We start from the raw sequence: 20,355 nt of genomic DNA, 5'->3' as shown, positions 1-20,355 counted from the left end.
GTCTCAGGCCTGCACCAGCACGGTGCACCAGACCTCGTTGCCGTCGCCGATGCCGCAGTCGGCGATCTCTCCGCTGCGGATCTTCGTCCAGACACCCTTCTGCCGCCAGTGCCAGGTACCCACCCGCGAGAACCGCTCGTGGTACCCGTTGGCGGCGAATGTGAAGGCGTCGACGTCGTTGCCGGTGCCGTTGCCGCCCCGCGTTCCGTTGCCGAACGACTCCTGCTCGCACTTGGCGTGCTTGAACTCGCTTCCGGTACCGCCGCCCCAGTTCCACACGTCACAGAAGTGGGGGCCCTCGCCCAGACTCATCGTGTAGCTCATCGTGCGGCCGGTCCTGTTCTTGACCGCGCCGCACAGGGGACCGACGCAGCCGTCCGCGGATGCCGTCGTCGCCCCGGCGACGACGGCTGCGGACGCCATCAGGGCGGTGGCAACGATCCCGACGGCCGTCCGGTTCGCTCCGGACATCAACTTGCGCATGCAGTTCCAATCTCTTGTCACGTCGGCTCGGCCACGCCTCGTCCGACTGTCGGCAGGGCGGGTGACAACGTCACTCGTGCGAGCCCTGCGCGGGCCGGCGTCGGTCCGTTCCGCGGCACGCAGTGCCTGCCGCGGGTCCGCCTGACGGCCCGTGGGACGAGGATCTACGGGGAACCTTGCGAAAACCTTGTGACGGCCGCTCCGTGGCACCCCGGAGCGACGACGGACGACTGGACGACGGACGACTGGGACGATTCGGGGCTCTGCGCCGTCCGGACCTGCCGGACCGCGGCAGCGACCGGCCCTGGCCCGCATCGAACGGACCGATGGGGTGTATCGCCCCCGACATGCTTGCGGGCCCCGGGGTGTCCCCGGGGCCCGCGGTCGCGGCGTGCACCGTTTGCGTTACCAGCGATACCAGCGGCCCTTACGGCCGCCGCTGTCCGCCGTCCTGACCACGAAGCCCAGCAGCCAGACCGCCAGCACGATCACGGCGATCCACCACAGTGCCTTCAGCGCGAAGCCCGCGCCGAAGAGGATCAGAGCCAGCAGCAGAACGAGAAGCAGGGGAACCATAGTTATCAACCTCCGACGCTCCGGATGCCCGGCCAACCGAAGAACACACGGTCGATTTCCCTGGTTTCTCCACCGCTCTCACGGATACTCGGCACACTTTCACCACCGCACACACTCTCAGCGTCCGCGCACGGACGACGGTGCAGTACGGCCGGGCGGGGTACCGACGGAGCGTCGTGGCCGCGGAGCCGGGGAGTCATCAGCGGGGGCGGCGAGGGTAGGCGGTAGTGACCCCAACCGTTCGCAGGAAAGTGGTGCTCTCCCCATGGCCAGGACACAGGACGTCGTCGAGCTCATCCTTCAGGACCACCGGCGCATGGAGGACCTGTTCCGCCTGATGCGCAGCGTCGAAGCAGACCGGGCCGCCGCGCTCCGGGATTTCGCGGACCTGCTGATCGCCCACGCCCTGGCCGAGGAGGCCAAGGTCTATCCCGCCCTGAAGCGGTACAAGGACATCGACGACGAAGAGCTCGAGCACGGGGAGCACGAGCACGACGAGGGCAACAAGGCGCTCCTGGCCCTCCTGGAGGTCGAGGATGTCGGCTCCGAGGAGTGGGACGCGAAGCTGGAGGAACTGGTGGAGGCGGTCACCCACCACGCCGACGAGGAGGAGCGCACCATCCTCAACGGTGCCCGCGAGAACGTGGCGATGGAGCGACGCGAGGAACTCGGGGTGGCTTTCGAGGAGGAGCGCGCACGTCGGCTGAAGGACGGCTGCGGCTCGGTCGACAACGTACGCCGCATCGTGAACTCCTGAACGCGTCGACGCGCGTCCGGGGCCGGGGTCAGGGCCCCGGCCCCGGGTCCGGCCGCACGGCCCGGCCCAGCCCGGCCCGCGCCGCCTCCAGCTGCGCGGCGAACGCGATGCCGAGGAACAGCGCCATCCCCGTCAGGTTGGCCCACAGCAGCAGGGCCACGAACGCGGTGAGGGGCCCGTACACGGCACCGAAGGAGCCGCTGCGGGAGACGTAGAGCGTCAACAACCAGGTCGCGCTCACCCACAGCACCAGGTGAACGGCGGAGCCGAACGCCAGCCAGGTGTACCCGGGCTGGTCCCGCCGCGGTGACCAGCGGAAGATGACGGCCGAGGCGATCCAGGCGAGGGCCGTCCCCACGGGCACCTCGAGGGCGCCCCACCACCCGGGCGGCCTGGACCGGTTCAGCGCCTCGGCCGTCGCGGAGGTCACGGCCTCGCCGGCCACCAGCACGAGGAAGCCCAGGACCATCGGGACACCGGCGGCGAAGGCGAGGAGCACGGCCCTGCCGTACTTCCGCAGCAAGGGCCGGTCCCGTTCGATGCCGTAGATGCGATTGGCACCCCGTTCCACCTGGCCCATGGCCGAGGCGAGGTTGAGGACGGAGAAGACCAGCCCCAGGAAGAGCGCGACCCTGCTCCAGGTGCCGGAGCCGGCGGTGCGGCGGGTACCGCGCAGCGCGTCCCGGACCACGTCCCCGCTGGCTCCCGGCACGATCCTGCCCAGGGTCAGCTCGATGATCCGGCCCACGCTCTCCGTGTGCGCGGCCGTGGCCAGCCCGACGAGCGCGATGGTGAACGGCACCATGCCCAGCACGATCTGGAAAGCGAGGGCACGCGCGTTGGTGAAGCCGTCGGCGTAGCGGAACCTGGAGAGCGCGTCGAGCAGCAGTCGCATGCCCCCGTAGCGTCGCAGCGCGGTGAACGCCTCGTCGCCGGAGAGTTCGTCTCCGACCATGTCCCGTGTCTGCGGGACCTGCACCACCGTTCCCATCGTCTGTGGCTCCCCTCACCTGTGGTTGCGGCCGGCCGTCACCTCGGGTCCGGATGGTTCCCGGGTCCGCCGCCCGGGCCGGCCAGCGGCGTCGGCGACAGGGCCGTGGGTTCCTCGCCCGGCTCCAGCAGGGTGTCCGCCGCGCCGACGACGAGCGGATCGGGCGTGGCCACCGCCGCGTGGTCCTTGGCCGGGTAGTCGAAACGGTCCAGGAGGCTGCGCATCGTCTCCAACCGGCCCCGCCGCTTGTCGTTGTTCTTCACGACCGTCCACGGTGCGTGCACGGTGTCGGTGGCCCGGAACATGTCGACCTTGGCCGCGGTGTAGTCGTCCCAGCGGTCGAGCGAGGCCAGATCGGTGGGGGACAGCTTCCAGCGGCGCACCGGGTCGATCTGCCGGATGGCGAACCGGGTGCGCTGTTCGGCACGCGACACCGAGAACCAGAACTTCACCAGCAGGATGCCGTCGTCGGTGAGCAGCTGCTCGAACAGCGGTGCCTGCCGCAGGAACTGCCGGTACTCGGCGTCCGTGCAGAACCCCATGACCCGTTCGACGCCCGCCCGGTTGTACCAGGACCGGTCGAAGAAGACGATCTCACCGCGGGCCGGCAGGTGGGTCACATACCGCTGGAAGTACCACTGCCCCGCCTCCCGTTCGGTCGGTTTGTCCAGTGCCACCACGCGGGCGCCACGGGGGTTCAGCCGCTCGGTGAACCGCTTGATGGTGCCGCCCTTGCCGGCCGCGTCCCGTCCCTCGCAGACCACGACGATCCGTTGCCCCGTCTCCTTCACCCAGCGTTGCAGTTTGAGCAGCTCTATCTGCAGGATCCGCTTGGTCCGCTCGTACTCGCGCCGACCGATGCGATGGTCGTACGGGTGGTTCTCCCGCCAGGTCTCGATCGGCCGGCCGTCGCCGCCGAGAAGCACCGGCCGCTCCGGCTGCCGGTCGTCCACCGCAAGCCCTTGCAACAGGTCGTCCTCACGCCCTGTGCCCCGGCTCCCCCGTGCCTGCGTCCCCTGCTCCTGCTCGGCCACGCCACCGCCCTTGTTCGCCCTACCGCCCACCCCCTCCGCGTGCCCGCGCAGACCGGCCCCAGACGCACGACTGTGCGGCCCTGTACCGTCGCTACGGTCGTTCCTTTCCGTACGGCAAGAGACAGGAGGGCGATCGCTGTGGCTGAACTACGCCTGGGACCGCTGCTGAGGTACACCGACGGCTCGTGCGCGACCGTGTGGGTCGAAACCAGCGAGCCCTGCACGGCACAGGTGCGTTGTTCGGACGGCGCGGGCGGCACGGCCCCCACCTTCCAGGTGGCCGGGCACCACTACGCGCTGATCACGGTGACCGGCCTGCGCCCCGGCACGTCCCCCTCCTACGAAGTGGTCCTGGACGACACCCTGGTGTGGCCGTTGTCGGACTCCTCTTTCCCGCCCTCCGTCATCCGTTCGCCGGGCACCGGCGACGCCGTCCGGGTCACGTTCGGCTCGTGCCGCTGGGCCGCGCCCCCGGCCGACGGCAAGGATCCCGTCGGCCCGGACGCCCTCGACACCCTCGCGACCCGGCTGGCTGCCGATCCCGAGGCCGTACGCCCCGACGTCCTGCTCCTGCTCGGCGACCAGATCTACGCGGACGAGACCTCGGAGCAGACCCGGCGCTGGCTCGCCGGCCGCCGCGACCTCGACAAGCCGCCCGGCGGCCAGGTCACCGACTACGAGGAGTACTGCCACCTCTACTACGAATCCTGGCTCGACCCCGAGGTCCGCTGGCTGCTGTCCACCGTGCCCAGCTTCATGATCTTCGACGATCACGACATCGTGGACGACTGGAACACCTCCGCCGCCTGGCTCGCCGACATGCGCACCACCGACTGGTGGCAGGAGCGGCTGCTCAGCGGCCTGATGTCCTACTGGGTCCACCAGCACCTGGGCAACCTCTCCCCCACCGAACTGGCCGAGGACCCCACCTGGGCCGCCGTACACGCCACGCCGGACGGCACCTCCGCACTGCGCGCTCTGGCAGAGCAGGCCGACGCCGATTCCGCCTCGGTACGCTTCAGTTACCGGCGCGACTTCGGCCGGGTCCGCGTCGTGATGGTGGACTCCCGGGCCGCGCGGGTCCTCGCCGAGGACCGCCGTGCCATGCTCGACCCGGGCGAGGCGGCCTGGTTGCGCGAGCAGGTGCTGGCCGACGAGGGTTCCTACGACCACCTTCTGATCGGCACCTCCCTGCCCTGGCTGCTGCCGCACCTGGTGCACGACACCGAGGCCTGGAACGCGGCTCTGTGTGCCGGAGAACGCGGGAAGCGCTGGGCCCGCTTCGGCGAGTGGCTGCGCCGCGGGGCCGATCTGGAGCACTGGGCGGCCTTCCCCCGCTCCTTCGCCGACCTCGCCGATCTCCTCGCCGAGGCCGGGGCCGCCCCGACCGCCCCCGCAACCGTGTGCGTACTGTCCGGTGACGTCCACCACGGTTACCTCGCCGAGGCCTCCTGGCCGTCCGGCGGCCCCAGCCTCCCCGTCGTCCAGCTCACCTGTTCACCCGTGCACAACTCCGTACCCTTGACGATGCGGATCGGTTTCCGCTTCGGCTGGAGCACACCCGCCCGCCTGCTGGGACGCCTCCTCGCCCGGCACGGCCGCTGCCCCCGTCCGCCGGTCGGCTGGCGGAAGCAGGGCGGCCCCTGGTTCGGCAACCAGTTGATGACCCTGACCTTGCGCGGCCGTTCGGCCCACCTCCGCCTGGAACGCACGATGCCGAACGCGACCCTGCGCACCGTTCACGAGTCCGTTCTCACCGACGACCGGTCGTAGACGTGGCCGTGACCTCACCTCAAGCCCGGGGGGGCGCGAACGCGCTGGGAGCGCGGATCACTCGCAGAAGATCTGCATCTTGGAGTCGGGGTCGTCGAGGTCGACGGTGACGTCGTCGAGCTGGTCGATGAGCTCCTCGAGGTGCTGCGGCTTGAGCTCGCCGAGGTCGATCGGCAGCCCCTGCTTGTTCAGCTGCGCGTTGACCTTGGTCACCGCCTGCGGAGGGATCAGGCTGGTGAGCCGGACCCCGGCGCGCAGCAGCTGCAGCGGCACCCGGATGTTGATCCGCGTCGCCCCGCCCTCGGAGTCGTCCTCCATCACCACACGCAGGTACTTGGGCCGGCCCTCGAAGCGGGTGCCGGGCCATGCCCACACCAGTCGGCCGACACCGCGCAGCGCGCCGGTCGGCCTCACCCCGGGGGGATCATCGGGACCTCTCCAGCTCGGCCAGCGCCTCCTCGGCGCTGATCTCCCCCCGCCGCAGGCGGTCGAGGACATCCGCGCCGCTGGGCGCCGGGTCGGTGTCGACGAACTCGAGCTGCCCCGCGATCCGGTTCAGCCGGGACTTGACCGTCGGGTAGCTCACCCCGAAGGTCCGCTCCATCTCCTTGATCGACCCGTGCGACCGTACGAACGCGGCGACGAGCACCTGGTCGTCGATGCTGAGCAGAGCCAGTTGCGGCGGCTCGAACTGCCCCTCGACGGCGACACCGCTGTCGGTGAGGCGGACCCGTTCGACCACGAACGGCCGCCCCTGCGTCAGGTCCGTCAGTTCCTGCCCGTGCGCTCCCCGCGCGCGGCCGCAGGCCCGTGTCGTGATCGTCGAGGAGAATTTTTCTCGGCAGCGTGTCGATCGACGGGTCTTCCGATCGACGCTCAGGTGGAGGCGCGACCCGCGACTCTGTGATCAACAGGCACCGAACGCCACAGGGAGAAGAACATGCGGATCCGAGCCCGTATGAGCATGAGTGCTGACGGCTACGTGACCACTCCGAGCGGATGGCCGGCACTGACTGCCGACCCTGCGTTCGTCTCGGGCGAAAGCCACGGCATCCGGGAGTTCCTCCAGGACTGCGAGGCGGCCCTGATGGGCCGCACCACTTTCGAGCCCGCGCTCACCAACACCCGCTGGCCATGGCCGGACCTCGATGTGTTCGTGCTCGGCTCACACCGTCCGGACGGCACCCCCGATCACGTCACCACCGACAGTGACCCGGTGCGGCTGCTGGAGAAGGTCCGCGCGGCGAACCGGGGTGGCGACGTGCATCTCATCGGGGGACCGCGCACGATCGGCGCCTTCCACTCCCTCGGCGCACTCGACACCCTCGAACTGGTCGTACTGCCGCTGATGTTCGGCGCTGGGATGCGCCTGACACCCGCGCTGAGCGCCGACACCGGGCTGACGTTCCAGCGGGAGCGCCCCCTCCCCGGCGGCTCGGTGGAGATCGTCTACTCCTGCCGGGGCAGTCGCACAGAACTTCCGGGCAAACCTGCCAGCCAGCGGTGAGCTCGTGGTCCGTCACGAGCCCCGGAGCCGTGCGGTCACAGCACCCGGCCGGATCGTTTCAGGCAGTCGACGCACGCGGCTCAGGCTCGTCCGCATGCAAGAAGTAGTCCGCGCTCGAGATCGGTGGTCCGGCGGCGACTGCTGCCTGGTAGGCCCGTTCGGCAAGACCGGCGAACCGGTGTAACCGCGGGTTCTCGCCGGCGGCCGCGTGCTGCAGGTAGAAGTCACGGGAGTTGCGCCAGTGGTCGCGCGCCGTCTGCCCGCGGAAGTGCAGGGCGAATGTCCTGGTCAACTGGTCATCGTTGATCAGGCCGAACTGGTAGCTCTTCTCCCAGTCCTGAACAATCAGATGGGCATAGACGATGCGGCGCCACTCCTCCAGGGTGACCGCGATGGAGGGCGGTTCCCAGCAAGTCAGGAACTCGGTGTCGGCAAGCGACAGCAGTAACAGCTCACGGTGGGCTGTCCAGGTTGTCTCCTCTGTTGCTATACGGGTCTGTCTTGCCTGGTAGGCCAGTGACGCCGCCACGCCGGCGAGGGCCCCTGCCGACAAAATCACCGACAGGGCTCCGTAGGCCTGGCTGATCTGGCTGAGCTTTTCCCAGTCGGCGTTCCGCGGGCCGAGCGCCATGAGCATGAAGGGAGTCGCCAGAACCAGCCCGAGAGCGAAAGCTCCCGTCAGAACTGCCCAGACGAGCTTCCGTGCCGACTTCCTCGTTCGCATCGACTCAAGCCCCTAGCACGAGAGCGAACGACACCCCCCCGGCGTCTCGGACTTGCCTACCCATGTCTGCGAGCGAAGTCACCTGACGGAGTGCGCAGCGTCGACGCGGCGGTGTGTGAACGGAGGTTGATCGACTGAGACGCATGACGTCATCCTCGTTCGAGAACGCCAAACCCGACCCCGTCACCTACCTCGACCGGCTCGCCACCAGCGATCTCGGCCGCGCCTACAAACAGCGCATGCTCGACGAACTCGACCTGCGTGCCGGGCACAGGGTGCTCGACCTCGGCTGCGGTCCCGGTAACGACCTCGGGGCACTTGCCCGGGCGGTCACCCCGGAAGGCGCTGTCATCGGCATCGACCACGACCGGAAGATGGTGGACACCGCCCGGGCACGCACCGTCGGACAGGCCGTTGTGGACGTACGGCACGCGGACGTTCACGACCTGCCACTGCCCGACCACACCGCCGACCGTGCCCGCACCGATCGGGTACTGCAGCATGTCGCCGATCCCCTGGCAGCGCTGAGTGAGATCCGCCGGGTCCTGCGGCCGGGCGGACGGCTCGTCATGGGCGAACCCGACTGGGAGACCCTGACCGTCGACCATCCCGACAGCGACCTGACGCGTGCTTACACCCGCCACGTGGCCGAACGGGTGGTCCGCAACGCAGGCATCGGCAGGCAGCTCGCACGCCTGGCGGCCGGGAGCGGTTTCACCGTGCCCACGGTCGTCCCGGTCACCCCGGTCTTCCGCGACGTCCACGTCGCGGACGAGATCCTCGGCCTGGAACGCACCACTGGTCGAGCCGTCGAGGCAGGCTACTTCACCGACCGGGCTGCAGAGGACTGGCTGAGTCATCTCACGCATGGCCCCTTCTTCGCCGCGGTGACGTTCTACATCGTCGTCGCCGAGACCAAGCCCTGACGGGGTTCGCGCCTGTCTTTGAACTGCCCGGCCGGTCGCTGCGTACCAGTCACCGTGGGGCGGTACGGTGCCGCCCCTCGTGCCGCCAGGAAAGCGGTCAGGCCGTTTGTGCCTGTCGCAGGTTGCGTCCTGCGGCGACCGGCGACGCGTCGGTCGCGTGCGGCACAGCCGGTGCCCAGAGAAAGGGTCGAGCGATTTCAGTGGATTCGAGCCGTCCGGTCGGCAGCGCTCTCGACTTGGCCGCTCCGACGCGGCAGGAGGAGAGGACCGGCGCGGCCCAGGTCCGTCGGCAAGTGCCCGGTCTGGATGGCCTGCGCGGCCTGGCGGCACTGTATGTGGTCCTGTTCCACTGCTGGTTGTACACCTTCCCTGGTTACCCCCGCAGTTCGGCCCCCGCGTGGCTGGACGGGCTGATGTTCGGGCGCATCGCTGTCGTCTTCTTTCTGGTGCTGTCCGGCTTCTCGCTGACGATCTCACCTGCGCGTCACGGGTGGCGGTCGGACGGCGTCGGCCGGTTCCTGCGGCGACGCGCCTGGCGCATCCTGCCTCCGTACTGGGCAGCACTGGCCATGAGCCTGGTCGTTGCCCGGTTCGTGGTCCCGGCTTCGCACTACGGACTGCCTACCGGCGCGACCATCCTGGTGTACGGCTTCATCGCCCAGGACGTGTTCACCGCTCCGACGCCGAACGGCGCCTTCTGGTCGATCGGCGTGGAGGCCGAACTCTATCTTCTGTTCCCCCTTCTTCTTCTGGTGAGACGGCGGTTGGGGGCGGCGGTCCTGGGCGTGTGCGCGACACTTCCGGTGATCGCCGGTGGGCTGATGGCGGCTGGCGCGTCCCCTGTGGAGGGTGACAACTGGCTCGCTCCCCATCTCGCTCCGGTGTTCGTCGCAGGCATGGTGGGAGCAGGAGTCGTCGTCGCGTCGGACAGGGTGCGGAGACTGCCCTGGGGATGGCTGGCCGTACTGGCCGGCATGCCTGTCCTGGCTGTCGGCGTCATCAAGGGGTCTGTCTGGACGGTGAACCACTACTTCTGGGTGGACCTCGCCATCGCTCCCGCCATGACGATGCTGCTTGCCGCGGTCGCCACCGGCAGACCCGCCGTTCTCATCCGGCTCCTGACCGCACGCCCCATACAGACGCTCGGCAACTTCTCCTACAGTCTCTACCTGATCCACCTGCCGATCGTCATGGTCGTGATCCGCCGTGTGGCCCCGCATTGCGTCTCCCCCGGCCTGCCCACTTTCGGGTTCACGCTTGTCCTGGCGCTACCGGTGTCAGCACTCGGGGCATGGATGTTCTCCCAGATCTTCGAGATGCCCTTCAAGCGCCACAGATCCTGGAAATCCCTTGTCGCGCTGCGCCGTTCCGCACCGTGATCCCCGGGCCGCCCCGCCGAGCGGCCACGGCGATGGTCAAGACTGCGTCATGAGAAACCAGCGGGTGAGAGGGCGGGAGCCGCCCGACGTACTAAGGGAGCAAGCAGATACGACTCCCGACGAAGGGCAACTCCTTGAACCCGCGACGTATCGTCCTCAGCCTCGTCGTAGGGCTCGCCTCCACGCTCCTGCTGGGGGCGTGCGGCTCCTCGAACGACACCAGCACCGGCGCCACCGCCCCGGCCGTCCCAGCCGCGTCGGCTCCCGCGACCTCCGCACCGGCCACCTCGGCGCCAGTTGCCTCGGCACCGGCCGACAGCGGCAACTCCGGAGACGGGCACATGGCCATCACCACCATGGTGATGGCCAAGGCGATCGACGGCATCGGCAACGTGGTCACCGATGACAAGGGGATGACCCTCTACCGCTACGACAAGGACCAGCCGAACCCCTCCAAGTGGACGTGCACCGGTACGTGTACCAAGACGTGGATGCCTGTCATCGTGCGGGACTCCGTACAGACCGCGGGGGTTGAGAAGAGCCTTCTCGGCACGGTCCACCGAAAGGGCATGAAGCAGCTCACCCTCGCCGGCTGGCCCGTGTACCGGTACATGGGCGACACGACGGCCGGACAGGCGAACGGCGAGGCGAAGGACGAGCAGTGGTACGCCATCACCCCGTCCGGACAGAAGTCCGTCAAGACGGGCTGATGCCCACAGCCGGCCACTGCGGGAACCGGCCGTGCGTCGGGGGGCGCCGCCTCTCCTCAGTCGGCGGTGGCCGGCGGTTCCGCGGTGCCGACGAAGTGCTCGCCCCTGTTTCGGATACGGACCGACCACCCCAGGGCGGTGAGGTCGGCCGTGAGTGCCTGCGCATCGTGGAACACCTTCACAATGCGGTACTGGCTGCCGTCGCCGAGCCGGCGCAGTGCCGCCGGGGTCGGCCGGCCCGCGAGAACCTCCTCGTGCACGGCTGCGGCGGGGCCGTCGTCGATGAAGATCGCTTTGCCACCCGGTACGAGAGCGGTGGCGACCGTCTTCCAGATCCGGGAGGCTTCGGCGATCCGAACGAGTTCGCCGTCGGTCAACGCCCGTCGGGGCAGGTCGGACCGGCGAGGACAGCGAAGATCACGTAAGATCCCGGCTCTAATCGATCAACTGTGCGCAGCCACCCGCCCCGTGGGGGTCTCCTCCACAGCTCAGACCAGGGTGACCGTGCAGGGGGAAGGAAGAAAGCCGATGAAGTCGATCAATCTGAGGCGTCGTCTGGCCGGGGCCGCCGTCACGGCCCTTGTGGCCGGTGTGGGCTGTCTGGCAGCCGCGCCTTCGGCAGCGGCCAAGGGCAACGGGATCACCATCGACACGGTGTCGCTCCACAAGTCGGATGTGCAGGTGCGGGTCACCTACTCCTGCGACCCTGCCCTCGGGCAGGAGCTCCTGGCCAACGCGACGGCGCTCGGCTCGGACAGCCCCAGCGCCGGCATCGCCGCGGGCATCGTCAAGAAGGACAACGTCATCTGCGACTACGCGAACCACACTGCCACGGTGACCTTGCATACGGCCGCCGGTACCCACTTCGCCAAGGGAGACAAGGTCAAGGTCGCCGTCTTCGTCGGCAGCGACGAGTCGGTCTCGGCGGACCAGACGGTCGTCACCGTTCTGTGAGCCGGTCCGCGCCCGAGGAGAACACCGTGGACGGGACGCACACGGCGCGGCACGCCCCGTGTGCGTCCCCGGTCCGGGGCTACCCGGACCGCCGTGGGCGCAGGTCACCCGGGCGGACGGTCACCGCACGGCGTGACTGCCGGGCGCGTGCCCGATCGCTGTGGCGACGCGAGCCGCCGCACCGGTACCGGGGGCGGTGCAGGGCTTGCTGTTGAGGGTGAAGTTCTTGGGCACGGCGTTGGTGCCCGTGTAGGAGCCGTTGAAGCCGATGCCGACCGAGGCGTCGGTGGCCACGGCGGCGTTCCAGCCGGCATCCTTGACGGTCACCGCGGTGCCGCTCTGCTTCCAGGTGCCGTTCCAGCCCTGCGTGACCTTCTGACTGCCGGGGAAGGTGAAACCGAGCTGCCAGCCGTTGAGGGGTGCGCCCTTGTTGGTGACCGTGACGGTGGCCGTGAAACCGCTCCCCCAGTCGTTGGTCACCCGGTAGTCGACCGTGCAGACGGAGGCCGTCGCGGCCGTGGTGGTCACCTGCAGAGGTGACGACGGCGAGGAGCTGCGGCCGGCGGTGTCCCTGGCCACGATCCGGAAGGTGTAGGCGGTGGACGGAGACAGGCCGGTGACGGTGGCGGTGGTGGCCGGTGCGTCGACCGTGGCGACGGGTGCGGTGCTGGCCGGGTCGCCGGAGTACACCTGGTAGCTCGACACCGGGGAGGAACCGGCGTTGGAGGCCGTCCAGCCCAACGTCACCCGGTCCGAGCCGACGGACGTCGCGGTCGGCCTACCGGGGGCGGAGGGCGGGGTCGCCGTGGAGGACCCGGCGGGCAGCACGTACTCGGTGATGGAGTAGGCGGGGTAGGTGGCGGTGAAGGAACCGCCGGACACGGGCTGGTCCGCCAGGTGTTTGATCGCGGTGGTGTCGTCCTGCCCGTAGCGGTAGACCTGCGCGGCCGGGGGCAGCGCGGTGTTGGTGGTCAGCGACACCGGTGCGGTGAGGTCGCCGGTGGTCTTGTTCACGACCATCACGGTGAGCGCGTGGTCGGCGCTGCGTTCGGCCGCGTAGACGGCGAGCTTGCCCTGGTCGGCGCTGGCCGCGTGCACGGAGGTGTCGCCGAAGGAGCCGCCGTTGCCGTCGTAGTTGCGGTACATCCGGAAGGCGAAGGCTCCGGGGTCGTTGGACTTGGGCGGATCCCAGAGGGTGGCCAGGTCCAGGCCCTCCCGCCCGAAGATACCGAGGACGTCGGCCTGGGCGAGCCCGCCGTCGATCTTGTCCAGGGCGCCCCAGTTGTACTCGGTGATGGCCAGCTTGGTTCCCGGGTAGTTGGCGTCGACGAGGGAGCGCATCCGGGGAATGAACTGCACGGGCTGGTTGATCCAGCTCTCGTCCACGTAGGTCGGATCCCAGAGCTGGCGGGTGGAACGCAGCCGCAGTTCCTGGGTCGCGGCATCGTCGTTGCCGCCGAACACCCCGGACTGCTGCGGGTAGATGTGCTCGTCGAAGTAGTCGAGGACACGGCGGCCGTGCGCCTGCTCGTAGGCCTTCATCTGCTGCAGGTACCAGGGAGCGAACTGGACACCGCCGTGGGCGGCCCGGTCCGGCGGGTTGGACCAGCAGTCGCCGCCCTGCTCGCCGCAGGTCTTCTGGTCGAGACCGGAGTAGATCAGGGAGTTGAAGCCCCAGCCGACGGGCCCGAGGGTCTGCGCCGCCGGGTCGGCGTCCTTGATGGCGGCGGCGGTGGCATACGTGCTGTCGCGGATCTCGTCGTAGCCCGGCCCGGTCGGGTGCACGTCCCGGTGGGTGCTCCACCACAGGTCGGGCTCGTTGTCGAGGTTGTAGAACCGTACCCCGCCGTCGTTCGCGGTGCCGTACGTCTTGTCGAGGTACTGCACCCAGCCCTTGGTGAAGTCGGCACCGACGGCTTTGCTGGTGTCGGCAGGGTCGTTGCCGGTCACCTTCGTGCCGTCGGACTTCACACCGTTTCCGCAGTCGGGCCGCCACTGGGCGTCGCTGCCCTGCTGGGCCCCGTACTTGGCGATGCTGAAGCCGCAGGCGCTGTTGCGGGCGGCGGTCGTCCAGCCGCTCATCGGCACGGTCATCACGGTGTCGGTGCCGGTGCGACGGTTCTGGTCTACGAACTTGTCGGCCTCCGAGCCGTCCGGCAGCTTCGAGGTGTCGTTGTTGTAGTACAGGTTCTCGAAATACCAGTCCGCGCCCGCGTTGTAGGCGTCGAGCTTGTAGTTGTAGCGGGTCGTGGCGTTGCCGCCCCACCGGCGCACCGGCAGCCGCAGTTCGGCGGCCAGGGACTCGTCGGCGAAGTTCATGCCATAGATGTGCGGGTCGATGGGGCGGCGGCCGGTCGTGGCGTCGACGCTGAGCGCTGGGCCGTCACCGGCCACGACACCCCGCGGCGCCGCGGCCGGTGACGCTGTCGCCACGGCGGGCGTCACCGCCGGGCCGGCTCCTGCCATCAGCAGGACGACGGCCGCGAGTGCGGCTCTCGGAGACATGCGCATGATCACCTTCCCTGCGGCCGCGCGGCAGGCCCGGACGCCCGAGCGCCGGCCCGGGCGACGCAGCGGCAGACCGCCTGGGCACGAGCGGGCGGGGCGCCGGGCGCGTGGCGCCGCACGATCTGGACGTGGGGGACGACGAGGCAGAACGGAGCAGGCGTGCGCGTGCGGTGTGGAACCGGTACACGGAAAATGCCGCTGTGGGAGCGCTCCCAACGGCTTCACGGCTTCACATGTTCAGCGACCTCCGAGACAGTGTCAACCTCCCGGACACAAACGCCGATGGGCGGCTGGCAGGTCATCGTCGCCCACCGGTGTGCCGGACCGGTGGCGGCCCGAGTGGCGCGAGTGCCGTCGGCGGTGGCGCCGTCACCGGTCACTCGGCGGCCCTGGTCAACCGCGTGACAGGCCGAACAGGTCCGCCGCGTTGTCGTGGCACACGGCCCGCAGCCATTCCCGGCCGAGGTCCAGCCGTTCCAGTGCCTGGAGTTGGTGCAGGCAGGGATAAGGGATGCTGGGGAAGTCGGAGCCAAGCAGGATGCGGTCGCCCAGTGCGGCGAGCCGGGACAGGGCCCGGCGGGGGAACGGCATGAGTTGTTCGGCGAAATCGGTGAACGCCATCGTCGTGTCGAATTCACCGGTCTCACCATCGGCCAGGCGCAGGCGTACGGGGCCTGGGGGCACGGAGCCGAGGACGCGGCGGAGTTCCTGCCGGGAACGGGCCCCGGCCGCCACCTGATGGGACAGGTGGACGCGAGGACACGGGACCGCGCCCGCCGCACCCTGACGGGCCATCTGCGCGGCCACCAGGCGGATGACGGAACCGTCCGGCTGCGCAGCACGGCGTGGCTGGTCACGGCGGAGCTCCGGCGGACATGAAAGGGCTTGGTCGGTCCACGTAGACTCCCGGCGTGGCATTCATGAGCACCCCGCACTGCTGCTTCCTGTGATCGGAAGGCGTTGAGGGCGATGCCGCACGGCGTCGCCCTCCTCGGTGTGCCCGCTCTGCGAACCACCCTCCCGGCGCTGCCCGTTCCTTCCTGAGGCAGTGGCCCTCCGTACGCGCGGGCACGGTCCCTTCCCTTCAGCCTCGCCAGGAGTGCCTCGTGCCCGTGTTGCTTCCCCCTGCCCTCGGACCGTTCCTCGACCTGCTGCGCTGCCCGACGTGCCGCACACGCCGCCTGCATCCCGGCCGGGGCGCGCTGCGGTGTCCGGCGGGTCATTCCTTCGACATCGCCCGCTGCGGCTACGCCGGCCTCCTGACGGGCAGCCGGGCCACCAGCGGCGACGACGCGGCCATGGTCCAGGCTCGGGACCGCTTCCTGGCCACCGGCGGGTACGCGCCCATTCGCCGGGCCGTGACCCGTCTGGCGGCCGCCTCAGCCCCCGAGCGGGCCACGGTCGTGGACGTCGGGTGCGGCACGGGCTACTACCTGGCCGGCGTTCTCGACCAGCTGCCCGGCGCCCGAGGTCTGGGCCTGGACACGTCGGCGCGAGCGCTGCGCTCGGCAGTGCGAGCCCACGAACGAGGGGCCGCCGCGACCTGGGACGTCTTCCGTCCCTTCCCGCTGGCCGACGATGTGGCCGACGTGGTGCTGGACGTGTTCGCCCCGCGCAACCCGGCCGAGTTCCGCCGGGTACTCCGCCCGGCCGGCCGGCTGATCGTGGTCCGTCCTACCGGGCGGCACCTCACCGAGCTGCGCGGCCGGCTTCCCGCGATGGTCTCCATCGACCCGGCCAAGGAACAACGCCTGCACCGGGCGCTGGATCCCTGCTTCGAGGCGGTCGTCACCGAACGCGTCGAGTACTCCATGACCCTGGCCGTGACGGAAGCCCTGGATCTGGTGGGGATGACGCCGAGCGCACGGCACTTGAGCCGCACGGAGCCGGACGACGGCGGCCTCCTGCCCGACCGGATCACGGTCTCCGTGCTGGCCACCGCCTACCGGCCTCGGTGACACGAGCGGGCGACCGGCAACGATGGCACGAGACACGGTGCGGGCCCTCGTCCTGCGGATCGCTGCCTCGGCGTGCGATACGTTGCCCGCCATGACCGAGTGGGGACCCGTCGCCTGGCCACCTGCCCTGATACGGACCGAACGGCTCGCGCTCCACGAGTCCGAGGCCCGGGACCGTGCGGCGTTCATCGAGCTGTTCGCATCGCCGGACCTGGTCCTCCCGGTCGGCTCCGTCGTCGTCCGCCCGTACCCGCTGTCCTCTCCGGCCGTGAACACCTGAATCGGCGTGGCTACGCCGGTGGGCGGCCATGTCACGCCCACCGGACGTCGGCCGACCGCGACGCACGGCCGGCCCGGCGGCCTGCCGTCGGGCCGGAGACGCCATGTGTCGCCGTGCCGACGGCCGTCTCACGTCCGTCCGCGAGCGTCACCGGCGCGGCGCGTCACAGTGTCGCGGTCGTCTGCTCCCCGGACGCGCTGCCCGCGAGCCACTGGTCCCATCCCAGGTTGAAGTCGGCGTAGCCGTTGTCGGCCGAGGCCTTGGCACGGGGCGAGCCGGTGATGGTGATGGGGTCGCCCTGCTTGACCTGGCCGTAGAACCACTTGGCGTCCGACATGGACAGGTGGACGCAGCCGTGCGAGCCGCGGGCGCTGCCGCTGCCCGGATTGGGGTCGCCGGTCGAGTAGTGCACGTACGTGCCGGACTGGGTGAGGTGGACGTCCCAGGGCAGTGTCAGGTCGTAGTAGTTCGGGCTGCCCTTGTCGCAGCTGATGCCGACGCTGCAGGAGGTCATGTGGACCTTCTCCTGCTTGTCGATGACGGCCATCGTGCCGTTCCACGTCGGGTACTGGGCGCTGCCCGCATTGATCGACAGGGTGCGTACGAGCTTGCCGTTCCGGGTCACCTTCATGGTGTGGCCGGTCACCGAGACATCGGCGCGCACGTCGTCGCCGACGGTGAAGGTGTGGGTGTAGCTGTGCACGCCGTAGCGTCCGTTGCCGTTGCTGACGCCCTTCATGTCAGCGTCGATCTTCACCTTCGTGCCGGAGGGCCAGTACGTCTTCGGCCGCCAGTCGGCGCGCTTGTCGCCCATCCAGTGCCAGGCGCCGGCCACCGGCTGGGAGGCGCTCACCTTCATGTGCTTCTCCACCGTGGCCCGCGCCTTCGCCGCCACCGGGTTCGTGAAGATCACCGAGATCGGCATGGCGACGCCGACCGTGTTTCCCGTCTGGGGGGTGATCGTTTCCAGCAGCATGGGCGGGCCCTTGGGCTTCGCCGGTGACGGCGATGCGCTCGTCTTCGCCTTGCCCGGCGCCTTCGCGTCGTCCCCACTCGCCTTGTCACTGCTGCCGCCGCCGCAGGCACTCGCACCCACCAGCGTCGCGACCGTGACGAGTGCGATCCCTATCCCGCCCCTGCGCCGTCCCACGACCTGCCCCGCTCTCTCGTTACCTGGCCCTGCCGGGCCCCACGCTCTGTCAGACAGCCACGGCACGAGCTGCAGTTGCGTGCGGCACGTAAAGCGTGTCCCAAGAAGCGGCGCACCACCGGCTTCCTTCTGCAGCCTCCGCCTCGGTGAGGCCTGTCCAGTAGTCGTGTACCGCAACCTGCCGCCACCGAATCACGGCTTCCTGGAATCGATGTGGAGGTCGTGCAACGACCGCGAGCCGGGACGGTCCGCACCGTGCCCGGCGTGGTGGGCCGGCTGCTGGTCCGGCAGGCGGTATGAACGGATCCTGCCAGGGGCCTGCCGAGTCGCGGCGGGCGCCAGGGCCGAAACGGATCCGGCGCTGGGCTCCCTGGGTTTACGGGCCCTTCCTCGCCCTGAGCACCGGGCTGCTGGTGTATCGCGTGGTCACCCGGGCGGGCACGGTCAGGATTGCCGGCGCGGCGCTTCAGACGCTCATGTGGACCGTGTTGTTGCTGAGCAACCGGCGATGGCGACGACAAGGTCGTCGGTGATCGTCAACCCCCGGGAACGCACACGGGGCCGACCCTGGTCTCTCGTCAGTCGGCGCCCACGACGACCACCTCGTCCTCGGCCGTCCAGAGATGTCGCTCGGCCTTGGACGGGTTGATCCGCATGCCGTGACCAGGAGGCGTCGACGAGTCGGCGTGGCTCCGGTAACCGATGGCGCACTCGCCGCGCTGACGTGCCGCGGCCACGACTGTGGCGAAGGACGTCTCGCGTCCCGGCAGCACGTAGTCGGTGGCCGGCCGCAGACGAACCCCGGCGCCGTCGGCGGAGAACAGTTCCTCGAACACCGCTGCCAGGTGCCGGTTCTGGGAGATCTGTGCCATGAGCAGCCCGATGAGTTTGCCGCTGATGATCACGTCGGCTCCGGGGCCGACGGGGGCCAGCGCCCGGTTGCGGTCGTCGATCAGTTCGGTGACGACCGGCAGTTCCTGCCCGGTGGCCTCCTCCAGTTGACGCAGAAGCAGGAGGGTGACGAGCGTGCGGTCGTCGGGGGCGTCCGGCGGCTGTCCGGGTGCGGGGTCCTGGCCGAGCACGATGACGCTGTCGTAGGAATGCACGTCCAGACGTCGCAAGGTCTCGGGACGGGTGACGTCACCGCGGTGCAGCGTCAGGGCCAGCTCGGCTCCGCTGTACGCGTCGCTCTCGATCACCTGTCGGACCGTCATCTCGTCACCGTCGGTCACCACTTCGACGGCTGATCCGGGCCGGGCGCGGCGGCGCAACTGCTCGACTATGAGCGGGGCTCGGCGATTCCAGCCCAGCAGGAGGACGCGCTCCGGCCGCTCGGGGGTCGGAGGGCCGGACACCACGGCCGCTTCGTCGACCAAGTCGGTGCAGTCGCCCGGCCAGGCGGTGTCGTCGTCGCGGGAGATGACGATGAGCAGGTCGCCCGGGGCCATGGGCGTTCGTGGTGGCGGGTTGAGCAGCGGGGTGTCTCCCCGCATGATCCCGACGACGCTCGACGTCGGGTAGGAGAGCAGCGCGTCACCGAACGGCCGGCCGGTCAGGGCCGACGCGGTGATCAGGTAGAACTCGTCGCCGGCGAAGTCGAGCAGTTCCTGATGGACGAGGGAGAGACCGGGGCGGCGGGCGGCCTGGACGATCAGCCGGGCCGTGACCGTGTCGCTCTCCAGGACGACTCCGCCGGCTCCGGCGGCCAGACAGGCGGCCAGCCGGTAGCGGTCGTCCCGGACGGCGGCGACGACGGGCGGACGCTTTCCCTCCCCGGTCAGGGCCGTCCTGAGCGCCAACAGCGTCTTGACCGACTCCGCGTCGGCGTCGGGCTCGTCATGGGGCAGGACCAGCACGACACCGGCCGTGGCCGGGCTGGTCAGGGTGAGTACGGCCGGGTCGGTGGTGGGTCCGCTGCGGCAGATCAACCGTGTGCGGCCGAGGGAGCCCACCTTGGTGCTCAGGGCCTCCTCCATGGCCGTCTTGTCCCGGTCGGCCAGCACGGCCACCACCGCCCGGCGCTGGTTGGCGTTGGCGGCCACCAGCTCACTCACCACGGTGAAGACCTGCTCCGACCACCCCAGGACCACAGCGTGACCTTGTTCGAGGACGGTGGATCGGCCCCGTCGCAGCGCGGTGAGCCGCTCCGTGAGCGCCGTCGTGATCAAGCCGACGAGCGTCGATACGTACAGCAGGGCGACCAGTGCGAGCACGACCGACATCACCACGCGCAGCGGTGTCCCCGTGGTACCGCCCAGCCGCAGTGTCTCCCCGGTGAGGCGCCACACCTCCGCCAGCCGGTCGGCCAGGGTCGCCGGCGCGTGGGGGTCGGTCCACACCAGCACGGCGCTGGCCGGGACGACGACGGCCAGACACACCAGTGCCATCCAGCCCACGAGCGCGGAGGCACCGCGGGCCAGTGTGCTGTCGAACCAGTAACGGGCCCTGTCACCGAACGGAGTGCGCCGCTGCCCCACCCTTCCCCCCTCCGTGGATGTGGATACGCATGGGGCAGCGTGAGGGATCGATCGCGGCGGCATACGGAGTTCGCCCGGCATTCATCCCTTCGGGTTTCCGGGCCGTCCCACTCGGCGGACGTGCTGTGACGTCAGGGTTCGTCTGCGTCTTAGCTCCTTCGAGTCAAC

General features: G+C 69.8%; 20 protein-coding genes and 2 pseudogenes. 10 read left to right on the top strand and 12 right to left on the bottom strand.

Going from position 1 to position 20,355, the window contains the following annotated elements; translation table 11 throughout:
- Window positions 1-3: 3 nt before the first annotated feature.
- Window positions 4-483: a hypothetical protein gene (locus tag ACWC21_RS34875; protein ID WP_450887842.1), complete on the bottom strand. Its 480-nt coding sequence runs from the start codon at window positions 481-483 to the stop codon at window positions 4-6.
- A 405-nt stretch (window positions 484-888) separates the two neighbouring features.
- Entirely contained in the window at window positions 889-1,059 is a 171-nt protein-coding gene (locus ACWC21_RS34870; protein ID WP_450887841.1) for a hydrophobic protein, read from the bottom strand.
- Between the two features lie 265 nt (window positions 1,060-1,324).
- Between ACWC21_RS34870 and ACWC21_RS34865 the strand changes: the two genes are divergently transcribed.
- Window positions 1,325-1,816: a hemerythrin domain-containing protein gene (locus ACWC21_RS34865; protein ID WP_450887839.1), complete on the top strand. Its 492-nt coding sequence runs from the start codon at window positions 1,325-1,327 to the stop codon at window positions 1,814-1,816.
- A 28-nt stretch (window positions 1,817-1,844) separates the two neighbouring features.
- Here ACWC21_RS34865 and ACWC21_RS34860 read toward each other — a convergent pair whose 3' ends face one another.
- Complete coding sequence (locus ACWC21_RS34860) at window positions 1,845-2,807, bottom strand: YihY/virulence factor BrkB family protein (protein WP_450887838.1); 963 nt, start codon at window positions 2,805-2,807, stop codon at window positions 1,845-1,847.
- Between the two features lie 38 nt (window positions 2,808-2,845).
- On the bottom strand, window positions 2,846-3,841 hold the full coding sequence (ppk2, locus tag ACWC21_RS34855; protein ID WP_450887836.1) for a polyphosphate kinase 2: 996 nt from the start codon (window positions 3,839-3,841) through the stop codon (window positions 2,846-2,848).
- Between the two features lie 138 nt (window positions 3,842-3,979).
- Here ppk2 and ACWC21_RS34850 point away from each other — a divergent pair, with 138 nt between their 5' ends.
- Window positions 3,980-5,614: an alkaline phosphatase D family protein gene (locus ACWC21_RS34850; protein ID WP_450887834.1), complete on the top strand. Its 1,635-nt coding sequence runs from the start codon at window positions 3,980-3,982 to the stop codon at window positions 5,612-5,614.
- Window positions 5,615-5,671: 57 nt separating this feature from the next.
- Here the strand turns inward: ACWC21_RS34850 and ACWC21_RS34845 are convergent, their stop codons facing one another.
- Together ACWC21_RS34845 and ACWC21_RS34840 are read right to left on the bottom strand one after the other, a co-directional pair.
- Window positions 5,672-6,028 (bottom strand): SHOCT-like domain-containing protein, encoded by a 357-nt coding sequence (locus ACWC21_RS34845; protein ID WP_450887833.1) that lies wholly within the window; start codon window positions 6,026-6,028, stop codon window positions 5,672-5,674.
- Between the two features lie 10 nt (window positions 6,029-6,038).
- Window positions 6,039-6,356, bottom strand: a complete 318-nt coding sequence (locus tag ACWC21_RS34840; RefSeq protein WP_450887832.1) for a DUF2089 domain-containing protein — start codon at window positions 6,354-6,356, stop codon at window positions 6,039-6,041.
- 216 nt (window positions 6,357-6,572) lie between these two features.
- Here ACWC21_RS34840 and ACWC21_RS34835 point away from each other — a divergent pair, with 216 nt between their 5' ends.
- On the top strand, window positions 6,573-7,121 hold the full coding sequence (locus ACWC21_RS34835) for a dihydrofolate reductase family protein (protein ID WP_450887830.1): 549 nt from the start codon (window positions 6,573-6,575) through the stop codon (window positions 7,119-7,121).
- A gap of 58 nt (window positions 7,122-7,179) precedes the next feature.
- On the opposite strand, the gene ACWC21_RS34830 is transcribed toward ACWC21_RS34835, so the two are convergent.
- Window positions 7,180-7,758, bottom strand: a complete 579-nt coding sequence (locus ACWC21_RS34830; RefSeq protein WP_450887829.1) for a DUF6082 family protein — start codon at window positions 7,756-7,758, stop codon at window positions 7,180-7,182.
- Between the two features lie 230 nt (window positions 7,759-7,988).
- Between ACWC21_RS34830 and ACWC21_RS34825 the strand changes: the two genes are divergently transcribed.
- The 3 genes from ACWC21_RS34825 (at window position 7,989) to ACWC21_RS34815 (ending at window position 10,860) form a co-directional block, all read left to right on the top strand.
- Complete coding sequence (locus tag ACWC21_RS34825; protein ID WP_450887827.1) at window positions 7,989-8,771, top strand: methyltransferase domain-containing protein; 783 nt, start codon at window positions 7,989-7,991, stop codon at window positions 8,769-8,771.
- Between the two features lie 293 nt (window positions 8,772-9,064).
- Window positions 9,065-10,150 (top strand): acyltransferase family protein, encoded by a 1,086-nt coding sequence (locus tag ACWC21_RS34820; RefSeq protein ID WP_450887825.1) that lies wholly within the window; start codon window positions 9,065-9,067, stop codon window positions 10,148-10,150.
- A gap of 134 nt (window positions 10,151-10,284) precedes the next feature.
- Complete coding sequence (locus ACWC21_RS34815; protein WP_450887823.1) at window positions 10,285-10,860, top strand: hypothetical protein; 576 nt, start codon at window positions 10,285-10,287, stop codon at window positions 10,858-10,860.
- Between the two features lie 56 nt (window positions 10,861-10,916).
- On the opposite strand, the gene ACWC21_RS34810 is transcribed toward ACWC21_RS34815, so the two are convergent.
- The gene (locus tag ACWC21_RS34810; protein ID WP_450887821.1) at window positions 10,917-11,237 is read right to left on the bottom strand and encodes a hypothetical protein; all 321 of its coding nucleotides are present in this window, start codon (window positions 11,235-11,237) and stop codon (window positions 10,917-10,919) included.
- A gap of 151 nt (window positions 11,238-11,388) precedes the next feature.
- On the opposite strand from ACWC21_RS34810, the gene ACWC21_RS34805 reads away from it, so the two are divergent.
- Entirely contained in the window at window positions 11,389-11,814 is a 426-nt protein-coding gene (locus ACWC21_RS34805; RefSeq protein ID WP_450887819.1) for a hypothetical protein, read from the top strand.
- 120 nt (window positions 11,815-11,934) lie between these two features.
- Here the strand turns inward: ACWC21_RS34805 and ACWC21_RS34800 are convergent, their stop codons facing one another.
- Entirely contained in the window at window positions 11,935-14,319 is a 2,385-nt protein-coding gene (locus ACWC21_RS34800; RefSeq protein ID WP_450887817.1) for a glycoside hydrolase family 44 protein, read from the bottom strand.
- A gap of 396 nt (window positions 14,320-14,715) precedes the next feature.
- Window positions 14,716-14,955, bottom strand: a pseudogene (locus ACWC21_RS34795) (amidohydrolase family protein); the annotation flags it as partial.
- On the opposite strand from ACWC21_RS34795, the gene ACWC21_RS34790 reads away from it, so the two are divergent.
- From ACWC21_RS34790 to ACWC21_RS34780, 3 genes and pseudogenes are all read left to right on the top strand, one after another.
- Window positions 14,917-15,201 carry a hypothetical protein gene (locus tag ACWC21_RS34790; protein WP_450887908.1) on the top strand — a complete coding sequence of 95 codons (285 nt, stop codon included), beginning with the start codon at window positions 14,917-14,919 and terminating at the stop codon, window positions 15,199-15,201. The pseudogene ACWC21_RS34795 and the gene ACWC21_RS34790 overlap by 39 nt on opposite strands.
- Before the next feature lie 227 nt (window positions 15,202-15,428).
- On the top strand, window positions 15,429-16,280 hold the full coding sequence (locus ACWC21_RS34785; RefSeq protein WP_450887815.1) for a methyltransferase domain-containing protein: 852 nt from the start codon (window positions 15,429-15,431) through the stop codon (window positions 16,278-16,280).
- Between the two features lie 91 nt (window positions 16,281-16,371).
- Window positions 16,372-16,494 (top strand): annotated as a pseudogene (locus ACWC21_RS34780) (GNAT family N-acetyltransferase); the annotation flags it as partial.
- Window positions 16,495-16,723: 229 nt separating this feature from the next.
- Here the strand turns inward: ACWC21_RS34780 and ACWC21_RS34775 are convergent.
- Window positions 16,724-17,710: a L,D-transpeptidase gene (locus ACWC21_RS34775; protein WP_450887814.1), complete on the bottom strand. Its 987-nt coding sequence runs from the start codon at window positions 17,708-17,710 to the stop codon at window positions 16,724-16,726.
- Window positions 17,711-18,288: 578 nt separating this feature from the next.
- On the bottom strand, window positions 18,289-20,187 hold the full coding sequence (locus ACWC21_RS34770; RefSeq protein ID WP_450887812.1) for a CASTOR/POLLUX-related putative ion channel: 1,899 nt from the start codon (window positions 20,185-20,187) through the stop codon (window positions 18,289-18,291).
- Window positions 20,188-20,355: the final 168 nt, after the last annotated feature.

The sequence above is a fragment of the Streptomyces sp. NPDC001348 genome, from assembly GCF_053597535.1.
The sequence above is the reverse complement of the archived record's forward strand: the minus strand, read 5'-3'. Positions and strand labels throughout refer to the sequence as shown.